We start from the raw sequence: 16,189 nt of genomic DNA on the forward strand, positions 1-16,189 counted from the left end.
AGAAAAATATTCTGCGGCAGCCCCTGACGCGATCATGTCGAATCAAAAGCTAGTTTTCCTGTTTGCTACTTCGCTCACTCTAGCGCTCTGCGTGACGCCTGCAACCGCCGAGCTTCGTAGTTTTAGTGAAAGTCATTCAACCGTAGTCGCTGGGCTAGTCAGCCAGTCCAGCGCAGACGCTCAGTTTCAGGCAGGGGAAGACGCGCTAGCCCTAGGTCAATATGAAGCGAGCATTCAAATCTGGGAGAGGGCGCTAGCGGCGTATCGAGCCAGCGGAGAGCAAGAAGAAGAAGCCATCGTTCTTAATCGGATTGCGATCACCCACAGCTACTTGCGCCAGTATCCCGAGGCCATACAGCGGCATGAAGAAAGTTTGGCGATCGCTCGCCGCCTTAACCAACAAGAAGAGATTGCCAACGCCCTAGACGGCATCGGCATTACCTACGCCTTTCAAAACAAGCCTGTAGAAGCGCTGGCGGCGTTAGAAGAAAGTCTTGCTATTAACCGCAGCATTGCCAATTGTCAGGGCGAAGCGGATAATCTAGACCACTTGGGCAGTCTGCAAGTCACCCAAAACAATCTGTCAGAAGCACTCTCGTACTACACCCAAAGCCTAGCGCTTAGCCAGGACATTGACTACAAGATGGGTCAGGCTAGATCGCTAGCAAACGTAGGATACGTACAGTATCAGTGGGAAGACTACACACAGGCGTTAGAGACTTATCAGCGTGAGCTAGCGATTAGAGAAGCGCTAGGTAACCCGGTTACTATATTCACTGCGACCAAGCGGGTAGGCGCAGCCCTCTTCCAGCTAGAGCGCTACGAAGATGCGATCGCAATCTATGAGCAAGGGCTCGCGATCGCCCAACAGATAAACGACGCCGATAAAGAATTAGACATCCTCCGGCTAATGGGCGATACGAGTAAGTCTGTAAATCGCTACGAAGATGCGATCACCTACTACACATGGGGATTGAACAAAGCCAAAAGTCTGGAAGACAGGCAATCAGAAGCCGACTTTGGTCTATCTGTTGGAAACATTCAGGCGGCTCTAGGTAAACACGAAAGCGCTATTGACACTTATCTTGAAAGTCTGGCGCTCTACCGTGAAATCGATAGGAAAAGCAGTGAGGCGATCGCGCTTAGAAACGTCGGTCTTTCATCTGAATCACTAGAGAACTATCAGGCGGCAATAGACTACTACCAACAGAGCTTAGCGATAGAAAAAACGCTTGAAAATACGGAAGGACAGGCACTTACCCTAGAGTATATCGGGGTCGCTTATCGGACGCTAGAAGATCATTCAGCAGCGCTTGATTACTTTGATCAGAGTTTGGCGATCGCGCGATCGCTAGCAGACCTGCACAGCGCCGAACGGTTGCACAGACGAATGGGCTTTACGTACAACACTGTCAAGAACTACGAGAAAGCTACAGAGTCTTATCAGCAGAGCTTAGATCTCAACCGCAGGATGTCTGACACGCGCTATGAATCGTATGTGCTGATGCTGCTAGGGATATCGTATGGCGATCGCGGTGAATACGATCAGGCCCTACGCTACTACCGTCAAAGCGCCGACCTAAAAGACAATGCCGGAAAAAGAGATCTGCTTTATTCTATTAACGATACGCTCAAGCAGGCAAGAAGAACCTATCAAGATCAAACAGACATAGACCCCAACTCAATCATCTCGGCGTACGAAGATGCTCTTTTTTTGCACAACAGCGCCGAGGTAAATATCGAAGAAGAAGAAGATTCGTACTTTATCGACAACTTAGAGGATATTACCAACAGACTGTTTCAGCTAAACTGGAACAAAGGCGATATCGATCGGGCAGTATACTACCTAGAGCAGTTGAGTACGCTTAGAGAAGAAGAAACCTCCGAACTGCTCTACTCGTTTGGGCAGGTAGAAGTGCTGTTAAGACTTGATTCAGCCGTGAGCGCGAATCAGACAAACGCTGCTATTACCGCCCATCTGAATAAACTACCTGCAAACGACACAGCGGCTAGACTTTCGCTGTTAAATATTCTGCGGCGAAAAGGCAGAGTCTTAGACGGCTTAGTCCTGCACTCGGCTAGGGGCACATCAGAGGCCGAAATCGAGGCAGATTTAGCAACTCTAGCAGAGATTAGAGAGATTAATACCCAGCTTGCTAATCTCTACTTTGGAGCCGCTGCTAATAGTCAGACAGATGCCGATGCCAAAGAAAAGCAAGCGCTAGAAACTAGGCTCACAAACTTGAACATCAGCCTTAGCAGAGTAGAAAATAGTTCTGCTCAGGCCCAAGCTGTTGCTCAGATGAAAGTCAGCTCTGTAGAAGCCGTTCGTAGTCTAATTCCTGCCAATGCAGCTTTGATAGAGCTAGTTAGCTACCAGCCCTACAATCTAGATGGGTTTTTAAGACGCGATAGAGACCCGGTTCGCTACGCGGCCTATGTACTAACGCGATCTGGAGCGATACAGGCCGTAGATCTAGGTGAGCGGGCGGCCATCGATCAGCAAATTGCCGAATACAGGCAGGCGCTAAGGGCACGCTCCTCTCGGATTCAAACAATTTCTAGACAGCTAGACAAAACTTTGATGGCTCCGATTAGACCTCTGTTAGGAGAGAAAACACACTTAATCATTTCTCCTGACGGGCAGCTCAACGTGATGCCTTTTGATGCGCTGGTTGATGAGCAAGATCGCTATCTAATTGAATCTTATCAAATCAGCTACCTTACCTCAGGCCGCGATTTGCTAAAGCTGCAATTATCAACAGCTAGCGCCCGTTTGCCCGTCATCATCGCTAACCCAGACTATGCCAGCTCCGTAGAAAGTACGACAGAAGCCAATACAACAGAAGCCAATACAACAGAAGCAAGTACAATCACTACACAAGTAGCTAATCAGCGCTCAGCGGATGTAGAGGGTTTGATCTTTTCTGCGCTACCCGGAACGGCTGAAGAAGCGCGTGCGATCGCCCCTCTCCTCCCCAATGCCACTATTCTCACGCAGCGCCAGGCTACCGAAAGCCAGCTGAAGCAGCTAGTCGCCCCTAGCATTCTCCACATCGCCACTCATGGATTTTTCCTTTCAGATACGACATTCGATGCGACCAGCGATGCCAACAGTCGCGGCAATCCAGGTGCCAGCCTAGAGGTGGTCGATACTGGGCTCGAAGCGGCGCTTATCCCCAATGATTATGAGATCGAGAATCCTCTGCTGCGCTCTGGCCTAGCCTTAGCGGGGGTGAACGTTCGCAGCAGCGGCGGCAGTAATGTAACCGAAGACGGCATCTTCACCGCCCTCGAAGCGTCTAATCTCAATCTGCAAGGAACCCAGCTAGTCGTTCTTAGCGCCTGCGAAACTGGATTAGGTGCGACTAGCGACGGAGAAGGCGTGTATGGCCTGAGACGGGCATTTTCGATCGCCGGGGCCGAAAGTCAGCTAATGAGCCTGTGGCAAGTCGATGACATCGGCACTAGCGAGCTGATGCAAGTCTACTACGAGAATCTGATGAACAAGGGCCAAGGCCGCAGCGAAGCCCTACGAAACGCGCAGCTAGCGCTTCTAAATACGGGCACTTACGCGCATCCGTACTACTGGTCTTCTTTTATCTTCTCAGGTGATTGGCGGGCGATCGAGTAAATTTAGTAGCGCTAATGGCTGAAAATATCCACTCGTCCAAGCTAGTCAAGGCATTAGCAGCTAGCCCAGTATCTTTCTGAGGAAGGGAATGCGCGATCGCAAGAAGAAATCAAAAGCCAAAACGACCACTAACGACAGGCCAACTAGCGGAAAGAGAAATCCTAGGGCAGCGATCAATAACAGAGGAAAGCGCCACTGTTGTTGATAGCGTGGCATCGGTGGTGCGCCGATCAGTCCTAGTCCTTGCGGTCTTCTGCGCCACCACAAAACGGTACCTGTGATAGAAAGCAAAATGGTGATTAAGGCGGCAAATAGCATTAAAAGCTGATTGGGTAGACCAAAGAATTTGCCCATATGGATAGAAATGCCTAGCTCGACGGCCCTGGGCACTAGGCCATAGTCTGGCCAGCCGACGCTTGCCAAGAGTTCGCCGCTGTATTGATCCATGTGCATCGTCACCTCTTGCCTAGGATCGTTTGGAAAGGCGGAGGCGGTGTATACGCCAGTTTCATCTTCGGGAAAGGCAATGTTGAATCCAGGAGGCGCGCCTTTGGCGATCGCGGTATCGACCACTTGGTTGAAAACAGTAGAGGCGCTATCGACGGCACTTGTACCCTCTACAACCAACGTTGCCTTTTGACTAGTAAGCGCAGGTGAAGACAGCGGCATTGGCATCTGCTCTGCGGCCCAAGGTACAAAAAGATCGCCTCGGTCATTGAGAGAACCGGTTAGGACTGTAGACTGCGGTACGTTATCCCACATTTTGTCAGGAAATCGGCTCCATACTTGCGCGAAGGTGTCTCCCCAAAAACCTGTCCAGGGCAGTCCCGTGAGCAATAGAAAGCCAATTAGGAGTACGCCATAGAATCCTGAGACTGCATGAAGATCGCGCCAGAAGATGCGTTTATTCTTACTCCATAGACGTGGGATGAAAGTGCCTATCAGGGAGGCTTTTTGGCGCGGCAACCACATGTATACACCAGAGATCAGCAGAACCAAGGCCCAGCAAGCGGCAAGCTCGATCAGGTAGTCTCCCCAGTTGCCAATGAGCAAGTCACCGTGAATTTTTCGGGCGATCGCCTGCAAGTTTCGCTCTTCGTCTCGAATACCCAATACATTACCTGCATAAGGATTGACGAAGACTTCTAGCTTTTGTCCGGTTGGTTGCGTAACAAATACTTCGGCGCTGCGATTTTCTGCGGGATTGGGAATGAATTTAGTGACCGTTGCTTCTGGATAGGCAGCCTGAGCGGTTTGAACTTGTTCAGCGTACGGCAGCATAGAACCACCCGGCTGCACAAATAGGAGATTGGGATACATTGCGCTGTCTAGCTGTGGTTTGAACAGATAGATAATGCCGGTTGCGCCCAGCACTAGCATGAATGGAACCACAAATAGACCAGCGTAGAAGTGCCAGCGCCAGACCGTTTGATAAAAGCGATTTAGCGCGGAAGGCTCTGTATGTGTATTGACTGCATTCGGAGAAGAAACGCTCATGCCTATGGCTTTTCTGTGATGAAAGTAAAAACAGAATTGCCTTTGAGTATGTTCGGGGCGATCGCAGGTGTCAAAAGACGCCCAGTCAAAGCTGAAAAATTCATTTAGAAGGGTTAACACTATCTATCGAGATTCCAGAAATTGGGTGATTTCTTAGCATAGGCAAGGATAGAGCAAGCGTCTGACCCAACTTGGTCAAGTGCCCACTGCCGCGTGCTAGCATCCCACTGAGGGCGAGGCGGCAGGGGAGTTCCCATTTTCTGAATCAAGCGCTTCAGCCAAGCTGGCGTAGCTCTATCAACCAGTTTTGCCCCCGGTAGACGACTCAGCTTTTTAAGCCGTTCACTCTCGATATATCTTTGAGCAGAGACGTTTTGAGGCGTCGCTGCACGAGATACCCGCGCAGTGGGATCAACGCCTAAAAAGCGATCGCACTGCTCTAGCACTTGTTGAGAGTCTGCTTGAAAATCTTCTAAAAACAGCACCAGGATTTGCTGATCGGGAAAGTATTGGCGATATTCTTCCAGATTGCGGCTGTACAGCGTGCCTTCAATTAAAGGGTGAAACTCTCGCACTGCCTGACTAAAGTCTCTCGGAACCGGGTTTCTCTTGCTAATATGATGCAGCCAGGCAGACTCAATGCGACGTAGGGGATGCCGCACAATATAGATCAAGCGGACATGGGGTAGATGCTGAGCAATCAATGCTGGCGTTGTTGGATTTCGTTCGACAAGCGAATAGGCAACACTTGCTTCCCCTATCGCCGTTTTTCCGACGCTGCCTCTAAACAAAGAGGTATACCACGACCAGTTTTGATAGTTGGCGCTATTCGAGCAGAAGAAGTTAGGCTCTTTAACGCTGGTTAAAAAGATATCAGGATGCTGACGCAGCTCGTTCCAGAGGCTTGTCGATCCTGCCTTTGGCGCACCAATGATCAGAAAGTTTGGCAGTTGAGTCACAGTTACTCTCGAACCTATTTCGTTAATACGAGTTTACATATCTACGAGAATCAGATAAGGGTCGTGGTCTAATCATCGCACTGATACTTTAGACCGCTACCTGAGCGCCTAGCTGTGTAGCATCCATTCGTAGTCGGTGTTCTGAAGATGGGCTTCGACTTCGGCAAAATTTTGGATAATGTCCTTGAGAGGAAAGGGGTTTGTTCGACTGCATTCAATTGTGACTTCGCGGGGCGTAATTCCAACAAATTCGCACGCTTGCTGATACCCTTTGACAGGGTCAGGGAGTATGTGGTCTTCATAGGTCAACCACAGCGTCCGCTCGGCAGTAAGTAGAGAGGCTAATTCGGCATATCTGCGATCGCGCTCGATAAAGCTGTCCAATAGAGCAACGCGATATCCCCCAAAACGGACGCAGTCTATGTCAATCGTGACTTGCTGTAGTAAAGCCGCAGCGCCTGCGGGCTGATGCCATACCCCCCCTTTTTGTCGCCCTACCTCTTCAGAAACCTGCTGCCTGAGATAGTTTTGCCGCTTGAGAATAATGAAGTAGCCATAACCCATTTGCTTTAGACTAGCGATGTAGCTTGAGCTGCTTGTGTTTAGCACCGGGGCGCTCAGGTGATAGGCTGGGTGACATTTAGTTTCAAAACCGTAGTAGCGCTTACCTGCAAGCGCCATCCGCAGGCGCAGTAGCAGCATTGGATCGCGGATGAAGCGAGCCTCGCGCAACTGTTTGCGAAACATCCGCTCAAAGACTTCCGCATCCCAAAAAATATCGGGGTGCTGCCCGAGCAAATCACAGAGGACCGAGCTACCGCAGCGTCCGTAATGCAGCATCGCAACTTGGCCGAGCGAGGGTTGAAACCTAGGCCGCTTCAACAGAGTGTCGAGCGAACCTTGAAAGAGGGCTAGCATACCGTTAGTTTTCTACCTCTAGAGTTTTACAACAGTCGAACTTATGAGACAACAGACTTAGCTCTCAAGCTTGTCGGCAAACGCTGTCACCGGATCAGGGCTGTAGCGTTCACGAATACGCTGAGCCGCTAACGCCCCCATTGCCTGCCAATCATGCCGACGAGACCAGGCTCTCTCTAGCGCCTTGGTAAGTGAGGCAACTGTTGGAGTCGCCAAAAATCCGGTGTCTCCTTCATCAACCCATTCAGGATTGCGGCCACAGTCGGTCACAATTGCCATGCGTCCGCACATCATGGCTTCAGCGGTTACCATTGGCATCCCTTCATAGCGAGAGGGTAAAAGCAGACCGTGACTATGACGCCAGATTTCCAGGGGAGACGCAAAGCCGCCAAAGCGCACCTGAGACTGTAGTCCATACAGCGCAATGAGATCTTCTAGCTGGCGTTGATTGCCATGATCTTGACCCCAAAAGGTGACTTCGATAGCGCGACCATGCCACTGAGGCTGTTTCAACACTTCCAAAATCAGATCCTGCCCTTTTTGCCAGCAGCCCAGCCGAGCCACGCAGGCCAAGCGCCAAGGCTGGGACGAGTCAGGCCAAGGTAGCGGCTCAGCTGGGCTAACCTTGAGAGGATTTTCTACCACCTGGGCCTGCGGTAGGGCAACGGCCAGGTGAACTTCTAAGAGGTCGCAATTTTCTTGTGAGACGAAATAACACTGCTGTGCGTTTTGATAGGTCTGCCGGTAGCGCTCTAATGCCTCGCCCTCAATCCAGTCGCACGTACTGACGGAGTGAACCAGGGTGGCGAATGGAATGCCCATTTGACCGGCAACGCTGCCGATACTGACATCGTCGGTGTGAGAGCCTACAGAGATTAAAAAGAAGTCGGGTGAAAATTGCTGCAGCCACTGCTGATGACGCTTTTGCCAAGGCAGTTCGCCTGTTAGCTTGTTGCGTACCTGATCGATCGGACCGTAGCGCCAAAAGATATTGCTGCCGCGCGATCGCAAGTCTGCTAGCGGCGCAGGACATCGCCACTGCCGCTGAAAGTTGATGCCGATAGTATGACCTCTTTGCTGGAGCAGCTGAGCCGCCGCTGACCAGAGATATTCACTGGCTCCCCAGGGAATGCCCGTTATCGCTGAGTAGAATCCAATTCTCATAGTTTTAGGGTGATGGCTTTAGGGGATAGAGTTTATCTAGCTCGATAATGAATTCAGCGATAGGGTCAGGACTATAGTGTTGCCGTAGTCGTTTAGCTGCCAGCATTCCCATGGCCTGCCAGTCCTGTCGATGCTGCCAAGCTCGCTCTAGCGCAGCGTCTAGATCATCTACCGTCGGTGCCGCCGCTAAAAATCCAGTTTCGCCCTCGTCGACCCACTCTGAATTACAACCACAGTCGGTCACAATCGTGATGCGGCCACATAGCATCGCCTCAGCCGTGACTATTGGCATCCCTTCAAAACGCGACGGCAACAGCAGACCGTGACTTTGCGCCCAGATATCGGCAGGCGATTGAACATACCCGCCAAACTGGATTTGGTGACGAACGCCATACCAGTTGGCAAGATCCTCGAGCTGGCGTTGATTGCCCTGATCCTTGCCCCAGAAGACAACCCTAAGGGGGCGATCGCGCCACTGCTGTTGACGCAGCACCTGCAAGACTAAATCTTGCCCTTTGGATCGAAAGTGAATTCTGCCGACGCAGGCGAGCTGCCAAACCGGGTCAGGCTCGGACCAGGGTAAGGGTGAGGCCGCTACTTTGAGGGGATTGTGAACGGTCCTAGCCTGCGGAATTTTGGCTGCTAGCAGTCGTTCCATAATGGCGTGATTGGCCTTTGAGACAAAAAAGCTGCGGTTAGCCTGAGTGTAGGCATTGCGACAGGTCTCAAGATGGCGAGTGGTGATCCAGTCGGCGGTGCTAGCGCAGTGTAGCAGCGTGGCAAACGGAATACCGTAGCGCAAGCAGGCATTAGCGATACTGACGTCATCGGTGTGATAACTAATTGAAATCAGCACGAAATCTGGCGCGAACTGACGCAGCCATAGGTCGTGATAGCGCTGTCCAAACTGCAGCACTTTGTCGGTAAATCGTCTGGATAACCGGATCGGTTCCGGGCCGGGCCGATTGCGCCAAAAGATAGAGCCGCCCTGCGCCTGAATCTTAGCGAGCGGCGGCGGCGTGTCAGGAAACCATTGGTAGTTGACGCCAATAGTGTGACCCTGCTGCTGTAGCCTCAAAGCTGTCTGTGACCAGAGATATTCGGAAGCTCCCCAGGGTAGGCCATTGACGGTTGAATAGATTCCTAGTCTCATATGCCTAATCTCATATTCCTCGTCTCACGATCAGCTCGCCTTTGGTAGAATTTTTTGCATCAGCTCAGGTTCAAACTGACAGACCTGGTTCTTATCATAGTAGGCACTTGCGTTCTGGCGGCAGCGCTGCTGCCAGCGTCGATAGACCGTCTCATCGGCGCAGAGCTGCTCGATGGTCTGATGCAGTGATTCAACATCGAGAAACTGATCGTCACAGCAGGCAAGATCTTGGGTGTAGTAGCCATTAGGCGTTTTAAGAAAAAAGGAAGGCAGTCCACTGGCTGCGGCAGTCACCGACGCGCCACTAAAAAGGCTGACGGCGATCGCAGCTCGGCCAAAATCATCGGCCAGGCTCTGAGTCGGCGATGAAATCTCACATTGTTCAGGAAACCGAGCCGCTAGCCGCTGCCACTGCTGACTATCTACCGAGGCCGGATGAGGCCGAATGACAACTTTGCGTAGCACCCCGCTCGCCTCACACAGCAACGTAATTAGCCTAGTCAATGCCGCTGTCTGCTCTTCTAGTCCATATAGGTGGTTCGCCCAGCGCGTAGACTGGTCTAATACCAACAAGGTCCGCCGACTAAAATTATCAGATAAGTCCAGTATGGGGTCAAAAAGCGAGCCGACAGGCACATAGTCTTCACACACAGGGTACCGCCCAGTGGCTTCAGCGAAGGCTGATTCCATCTGACTAGACATCTGCTTAGAGCTGCTCCCAAAGCAAAGGTACTGATGAGCCATAATCGGCACATCTAAGCTATGGCCTATGACTCCCTGCTGCAGCGTTACTACTTTTTTCTGCCGCGCCAAGGCGGTATGGGCAACGGCGCTACACAGCGGCAGCCAGTGACATCGTACCAGGGCAGTCTCAAACTCAATAAAAGGAGCCCATGCTTCCCACTCGATTAACCGCGCCGCTGCCCATTCAAACTCCGGCAGGGCATCGGCCTGAATTTGGATACCGTGGGGTGCTAGCAGCTGCTGGGCTTGATTAAAATCAGCGTAGGCCCGGTGGCGAGCTGTCCCCAGGCTAAAGCGGGCATCTAAGCGGCCAATGCGCCCAGCGGGATCGAGAAAATGAAGTCTGTTTAGAGCGGCTGGCTCAACGGCTGATTGCAACTGCTGTTTGATGTGATCGCTGGTTCCCTCATGTAGCAAACAGAGCACACTAGCACCTTGTTTCAATAGATTTTGCAGCAGACGCACCACCAGCTCATCTTCCTGCTGTCGTGCCCATAGCCAAATACCGCAAAGTAACACATCGACTTGATAATGCCGCCTAGGAGCCAATTTGGCTAGCGATTGAGCAGCGCGAGCTAGCGTTGCTGTCGGCGTCCACGGCGATGCTAGGGCTTCAGCTTGAAGGCTAGCGTCGAAGCTAACGTGCTTTTGAAGGCTGTAGAAATAGTGTTGAAAATGAGGCGAAGCTTGGTACAGCACAGTCTGCGCTTTAGCAAAGGCTTCGGCAACGCCGCGATTAGGAAAATTAAAGTTGGCTAGCACGGTCGCAAAGATTTCACTCGCTCTAAAGGGTCACATCACAGTTCAGATTGAGTTTCTAGTTTGTCTAGGGCAATCCAGAATCCTTCTCCTTGATTCTTATGTCCTTGCCAGATCTCAGGGATGAACGAGGCTGTTGAGTCCATTTGGTTAAGGGTCTTCGACAGGGCAAAAAAGTCGATTTCACCCTCTCCAATTGGCAGCCCTTCGCCATCTACGTCCTTGGCATCGGCGATGTGCAGATGGGCAGTGTAAGGGGCGACCTGTTCGACAAACGCCTGAAATGACCAGCCCTGATGGTTGCAGGCAAGCTTTGAATGGGAGACATCGAAGCAGACGCGGTAGCTATTTGCTTCGCAGAAATCGGCGATATCCTGCGGATCGAGAAAGAGATTATGGTACTGCTGTCCGCCAAAATGCCACGGAAAAGGTGGCATCGTTTGGGGAATGATTTCAACCCCGGCTGCATTCACTTCGGATAGGCTTTGAACCAGGGTATCGTAGCGCTTTTGGCGTTGCGCTTCTGATAGAGGCGCATCGGTGGTGAATCCGCCGACGTTAGTCACGATCAGCGGTCGCGTGGATTTAAAGAACGGCTTGAGCCCTCGCGTAATGTCAACCACCTGCTGAAGGTACGCCACTGACTGACGGCGGTAGGGTTCCTGTTCTGAGCACAGATCTAAAATATGGTCATTAGCAAACAGCTCGGGGCTGTGAACTACTAGTGCTAAATCGTGGGTGTGGCTAAAGTACTGACTGAGATCTTCTTCCATATCCTTGTAGCTGAGGTGAAACTCTAGCAAGGATGGATTTGTTTTTGTGGCGATCGCACCAAAGTCGTGATAGCGCACGGGGATACCCCAAGGCCGTTGGAAACGATAAGCGCGAGCCTGAACCTGCTCAAGCTGCAGGTCGCTCGGAAAGAAAAAGTCTCCTGCCTGTAGAGACCGCTTGATCCGTAGACCGATGAGTTCGGCCTTGCGATTGGGCTGTAGCCCCTGACCAGGACTTCTAACATCGATCATCTCAGCGGTAATCACATCACCCGGCGCGAGATCGCATTTGGTCACCAAACTCTTGGCCAAGGTTTCGCGATTCATGCTCTCGCCTTGGGTCATCTGGCGCGTCTCGGCTGAACCAAGGGCTGATTCAACCTGGCGAATGCCGATCATCAGCTCCTTAAATTCTTCTGGTAGCAAGCTGACCTTGTGGTCGTTGCCCTCGGATGTTTTATCGTCGGTTAGGTGCTTTTCAATCACCTTGGCCCCTTTGGCAACGGCTGCGATCGCCACATGCACCCCTCGCTCGTGACCGGAATATCCGACTGGACAGTCTCCGAGTTCTTTCAGCCGATCTAGATAGTTGAGCTGAACGTCTTTGAAGGGGGTTGGATAGGTAGAGTTGCAGTGCAGCAGCACGTACAGACCGCCTAGCGACTTAAGCAAGCTGACCGTTTCTCTAATCTCTGTCTCGGTAGACATGCCAGTCGAACAGATCAGCGGCTTGCCCGTTTTAACGATCGCGCTGAGCAGATCGTGGTTGGTCAGGTCAGCAGAAGCGACCTTATAAGCTGGCATTCCGTACCCCTCTAGCAGCTTCAAGCTTGCCTGATCCCAGGGCGTACAAAGCGGCAAAATACCCTGCTGCTTGCAGTAGTCAAACGCCTCAAACATCTCTTCAGCACTCAGCTGAAATCGGTTTAGCAGATCTAGCGTGTACTGCGATCCGAGATCTTCGCTAGCGTCCTTGGGATCGCCGCCATTGCGGTAGAGCGAGGCTAAGTGCCGCATCTGAAACTTGGCACAGTCGGCCCCGGCCGCAACTGCCGCATCGATTAGAAATTTCGCTCTATCCAAACTGCCGTTATGGTTGTTACCAATCTCAGCAATCACAAACGCAGGTGATTGGGCGTTAATTACAAACTCGCCGATCTGAATACCGCCTGGACGACTGCGGGCGATCGCCACCAAGCGGTGGTTTCGATCTAGAAGGGGGATAAACTCAACTTGATCGGAGAAGCTCGCTTGGATCTTGTCACGCTCTTCGTCGGCAAAACAGTACTTGAAATGCTTATTCGAGACATTAGCAACGGGCTGATTGAGATCAATCACCGTTTGATTCACCAGCCAGCGGCGAAAATCGCCATCTGTGACAATACCTTCGAGGATGCCGGATTCGGTGACTGAAAAGATAATTCTGCTTTTGTTGTCGCTAATCTTTTGCAGTCCGTTAACAATGGTGTCTTCTGAAAAAACAATGTACTTCTTGATATCTTTATCGATGATCATGCGTCTAAGCATCTCCGCTAATTGTCGCTAGTCAACAGCAATTCCAAAATCTTCCAATCCAGCAGAGAATCAATCTCCCAAGCTGCTTTTTCATCCATACAGAACAGAGAAATCTTGCCTCCTAATCGATTCTTTAAAGTCTTCAATACCCAAGGCTTAAAGATATAGATTGAGCCGTTTTCAACATACTGAGGCGCTAAATCTTGACGGCGCTGCCTTTGCCGATAGTCATAGTTAATTGAGACTGCCTCACCTTCCTTTGCCTGCCACAAAAAGCGGTGCGATGGCGATACCGAGAGTAGAGAATCCGCATCCGTTGCTTGCAACTGGCGGATAGCTTGATCAATATCAGCCCCAGTTCGCACCGGCGAAGTACACTGCAAAAAGACAATCAGATCGGGCTGAAAGTGCTTGGCTTCAATTTCCTCAAGCGCGTGAATAAGGGCGGATTCAGAAGAAGCATTATCACCTGCGATCGCCGCTGGGCGTTGAATGACAGTCGCCCCATACTGCTCAGCAACTCGCTCGATTTCAAGATCGTCGGTTGAGACAAATACCTGGTCTACTAGCTGCGACTCGCGGCAGTCCAAAATAGAGTGAGCGACCAAAGGCAAACCCGCGATAGGTCGCACGTTCTTGCGAGGGATTCCTTTAGAATTACCCCTAGCCGGGATCACCGCAGCGATGTTTAAAGTAGACGATTGTTTATCCACGTAAATATGTTTAGGAGTTAGCTTAAGCAATCATCCGCTTGATCATAAAAGCATCGATAGCTAGCGATAGCGCCAGTGCCAACGCCAAAGGTGGCACAAACGCCTAGAAATACCTAGCCAGAATTAGACCAGACGACGCGATCGCCTTAACTAGCTTGTGTAACGGTTCATAATTACAGATGAGTTGTGCCTCGAACGTTGCTAGATACATATCTACCTCATAAAAACTGCTCCAGAAGCCTAGCTGAAAGTAATAGCTACGAAGGAACACACTGTATGGACTAACACTGTATGGACTAATCAGACATAGAACGAGTAGGGCATAGATCCAAAAAGTATAAATCTATACTGAAAAGGTTGACACTGCACTGCAACTGCTCACTACGGTCGTCAAGGATGTGAGAACTGGCGACACGGCTGATAGTATATGACACCATAGCTATCTTTATTGCGTGTATACTTCCGCTAGGTTCTTGATAAATTTATCATTCGGTAAAAATACGGTTTACGCACCAGCTCATAGTGACCGTAATCGGAAAAGGTTAAGAATATTGATTAACCTTTTGTAGGAATTGATAAGGTTATGCCTTTAGCTTCAGTAATTGTCCCTGTGTATAATGGCGCACAGACAATTCACGCAACGATCGAATCAGTTCTTCAACAGACTGCCCAGGATTTTGAGCTAGTTGTTGTTGATGATGGTTCTACTGATACAACCCTAGAAGTTGTCTCTAAGTTTGATGATCCCCGCCTTAGCGTCTTTTCCTATCACAATGCTGGCGTAGCTACATCTCGCAATCGCGGGGCTGCTCATGCATCGGGCAAGTACATCTCGTTCATAGATGCAGATGACCTCTGGACGCCTGATAAACTTGCGCTTCAACTCGAAGCATTAGAGAGTACGCCTAAGACTGCGGTTGCCTACAGTTGGACAGACTACATCGATCAAGAGGGTCGCTTTATTGAGAAGGCTCAGCGGGTTGCTTTCAGCGGTGATGTCTACGCCAAGCTACTGCTCCGTAATTTCTTAGAAAGTGCTTCAAATGTGACTATTCACCGACAGACGTTTCTGAAGCTAGGCGGGTTTGATCTATCCCTATCAGGCGCGGCTGATTGGGACTTTTTTCTGCGCCTCGCGAAGCACTATCCCTTCGTTGCGGTACCTCATTTGGGCGTTCTCTATCGACTTTTGGACAGCTCGATGTCGGCGAATCTTGCCGCTCAAGAGAAAGAGTGTCTCACAGTGCTTGACCGTGCTTACGAACAGGCTTCTCCCAACCTGCAGCCGCTTAAGCAGCAGAGCCTTGGCCAGCTTTATCGCTATCTAAGCTTCAAAGCGATGCATGGATCGCTCCATCGGCCAAAGGGAGCGTCAGCATTGCATTATCTCTTTCAATCATTGGTTCACAGCCCTCAGATAGCGATCCAGCAGCCTCGCCTGACCTCAATTCTCATCTTGAAGATTCTAGCTGCTCTACTGCTACCGCATCAGTCGCAGCAGTTAATCGACCAGCTGCGGCTATCGGCAAGTCGTCAGTAGACTGCGCGGTAGCACTCAGCCGACAACTTAAGAGCGATCGCTCTCCTCTTTAGTAGAATTTTGGCAAGCTTAGCGCTTCAAGCTATCGACGATCTCCACTGGTGAACGATTAACTCTGTCGATGGCTTGAAAGATATCCTGCCGAATATGCCCTGTCTCTATTTCAGATTGAACAAGATTCTTCTCGATAAATTTTTCTCTCAGGGCTTCCCTGAGCAGTGATAGAAAGAACTCCTCCTGATTTGGGTCAGGGTGCTTGTTGTACGCACGTGGTTCTCCAATGGTGACGATATTCTTAGCAGCTTTTAGCATTGCTAAAGCGCCTTCGCTTCTGACTTCCCAGAGTTTTCTCAGCAGAGTCTTTTCTTTCTTCTTATAAAAATTGCTCATATTTTCTGGCTTAAAGGGTAAGCCGGTTTTCCAAGGCTGCGTCCTTTGTTTGGTATTGTGGAGCAACTTTGTATCTTCATCTAGCCTGTCGCGGTCGTTCCACTCCCTTTCAAGCTCTCCGATAGCTTCGTCAGATTCAAAGCGCAGCCGGATTAAGTCTCGAAGGTCAAGCTTCTTCTGGAAAACAGACTCCATCATCTCGTCCCAATTCCAATGGGACAGCTTTTCGCAAGCTAAGAGCATAACGCTCGAGTCGAACCCATAGCCATCTCCAGAACGATGGCTAAGAACTGACTTATTTCCCATATCTTGGCTTAACAGCTCCCAGACATCCGCAGTGGCGAAAATGTCAGGATCGGTCAACACAGCTCTACCCTGAAATTCCATTTGCCGTGGCACGACAAATCTTAGAGGAAGAAAAGATTGGGGA

Annotated in this window: 11 protein-coding genes; 2 read left to right on the top strand and 9 right to left on the bottom strand. The window is 50.7% G+C overall.

Annotation, left to right across the window (positions count from 1 at the left end):
- Positions 1–34 precede the first annotated feature (34 nt).
- Positions 35–3,634: a CHAT domain-containing protein gene (locus IQ256_RS17980; RefSeq protein WP_193856935.1), complete on the top strand. Its 3,600-nt coding sequence runs from the start codon at positions 35–37 to the stop codon at positions 3,632–3,634.
- Positions 3,635–3,694: 60 nt separating this feature from the next.
- Here IQ256_RS17980 and IQ256_RS17985 read toward each other — a convergent pair whose 3' ends face one another.
- The 8 genes from IQ256_RS17985 to IQ256_RS18020 form a co-directional block, all read right to left on the bottom strand.
- Positions 3,695–5,131: a PepSY domain-containing protein gene (locus IQ256_RS17985; RefSeq protein WP_193856936.1), complete on the bottom strand. Its 1,437-nt coding sequence runs from the start codon at positions 5,129–5,131 to the stop codon at positions 3,695–3,697.
- A 119-nt stretch (positions 5,132–5,250) separates the two neighbouring features.
- Positions 5,251–6,090 carry a sulfotransferase domain-containing protein gene (locus IQ256_RS17990; RefSeq protein ID WP_193856937.1) on the bottom strand — a complete coding sequence of 280 codons (840 nt, stop codon included), beginning with the start codon at positions 6,088–6,090 and terminating at the stop codon, positions 5,251–5,253.
- Positions 6,091–6,198: 108 nt separating this feature from the next.
- Complete coding sequence (locus IQ256_RS17995) at positions 6,199–7,008, bottom strand: hypothetical protein (RefSeq protein WP_193856938.1); 810 nt, start codon at positions 7,006–7,008, stop codon at positions 6,199–6,201.
- A 57-nt stretch (positions 7,009–7,065) separates the two neighbouring features.
- Positions 7,066–8,172 (bottom strand): glycosyltransferase family 4 protein, encoded by a 1,107-nt coding sequence (locus IQ256_RS18000; RefSeq protein ID WP_228025029.1) that lies wholly within the window; start codon positions 8,170–8,172, stop codon positions 7,066–7,068.
- A 4-nt stretch (positions 8,173–8,176) separates the two neighbouring features.
- Positions 8,177–9,325 carry a glycosyltransferase family 4 protein gene (locus IQ256_RS18005; RefSeq protein ID WP_193856939.1) on the bottom strand — a complete coding sequence of 383 codons (1,149 nt, stop codon included), beginning with the start codon at positions 9,323–9,325 and terminating at the stop codon, positions 8,177–8,179.
- 30 nt (positions 9,326–9,355) lie between these two features.
- Positions 9,356–10,831, bottom strand: a complete 1,476-nt coding sequence (locus IQ256_RS18010; protein ID WP_193856940.1) for a hypothetical protein — start codon at positions 10,829–10,831, stop codon at positions 9,356–9,358.
- 35 nt (positions 10,832–10,866) lie between these two features.
- On the bottom strand, positions 10,867–13,116 hold the full coding sequence (locus tag IQ256_RS18015; RefSeq protein WP_193856941.1) for an N-acetylneuraminate synthase family protein: 2,250 nt from the start codon (positions 13,114–13,116) through the stop codon (positions 10,867–10,869).
- A 17-nt stretch (positions 13,117–13,133) separates the two neighbouring features.
- On the bottom strand, positions 13,134–13,829 hold the full coding sequence (locus IQ256_RS18020) for an acylneuraminate cytidylyltransferase family protein (protein ID WP_193856942.1): 696 nt from the start codon (positions 13,827–13,829) through the stop codon (positions 13,134–13,136).
- A gap of 583 nt (positions 13,830–14,412) precedes the next feature.
- Between IQ256_RS18020 and IQ256_RS18025 the strand changes: the two genes are divergently transcribed.
- The gene (locus IQ256_RS18025; RefSeq protein ID WP_193856943.1) at positions 14,413–15,369 is read left to right on the top strand and encodes a glycosyltransferase; all 957 of its coding nucleotides are present in this window, start codon (positions 14,413–14,415) and stop codon (positions 15,367–15,369) included.
- A gap of 69 nt (positions 15,370–15,438) precedes the next feature.
- Here the strand turns inward: IQ256_RS18025 and IQ256_RS18030 are convergent.
- The coding region (locus IQ256_RS18030) for a hypothetical protein (protein WP_228025033.1) at positions 15,439–16,189 on the bottom strand (751 nt) is incomplete at its 5' end.

This window comes from cf. Phormidesmis sp. LEGE 11477 (genome assembly GCF_015207105.1).
GTDB lineage: Bacteria > Cyanobacteriota > Cyanobacteriia > Phormidesmidales > Phormidesmidaceae > Phormidesmis.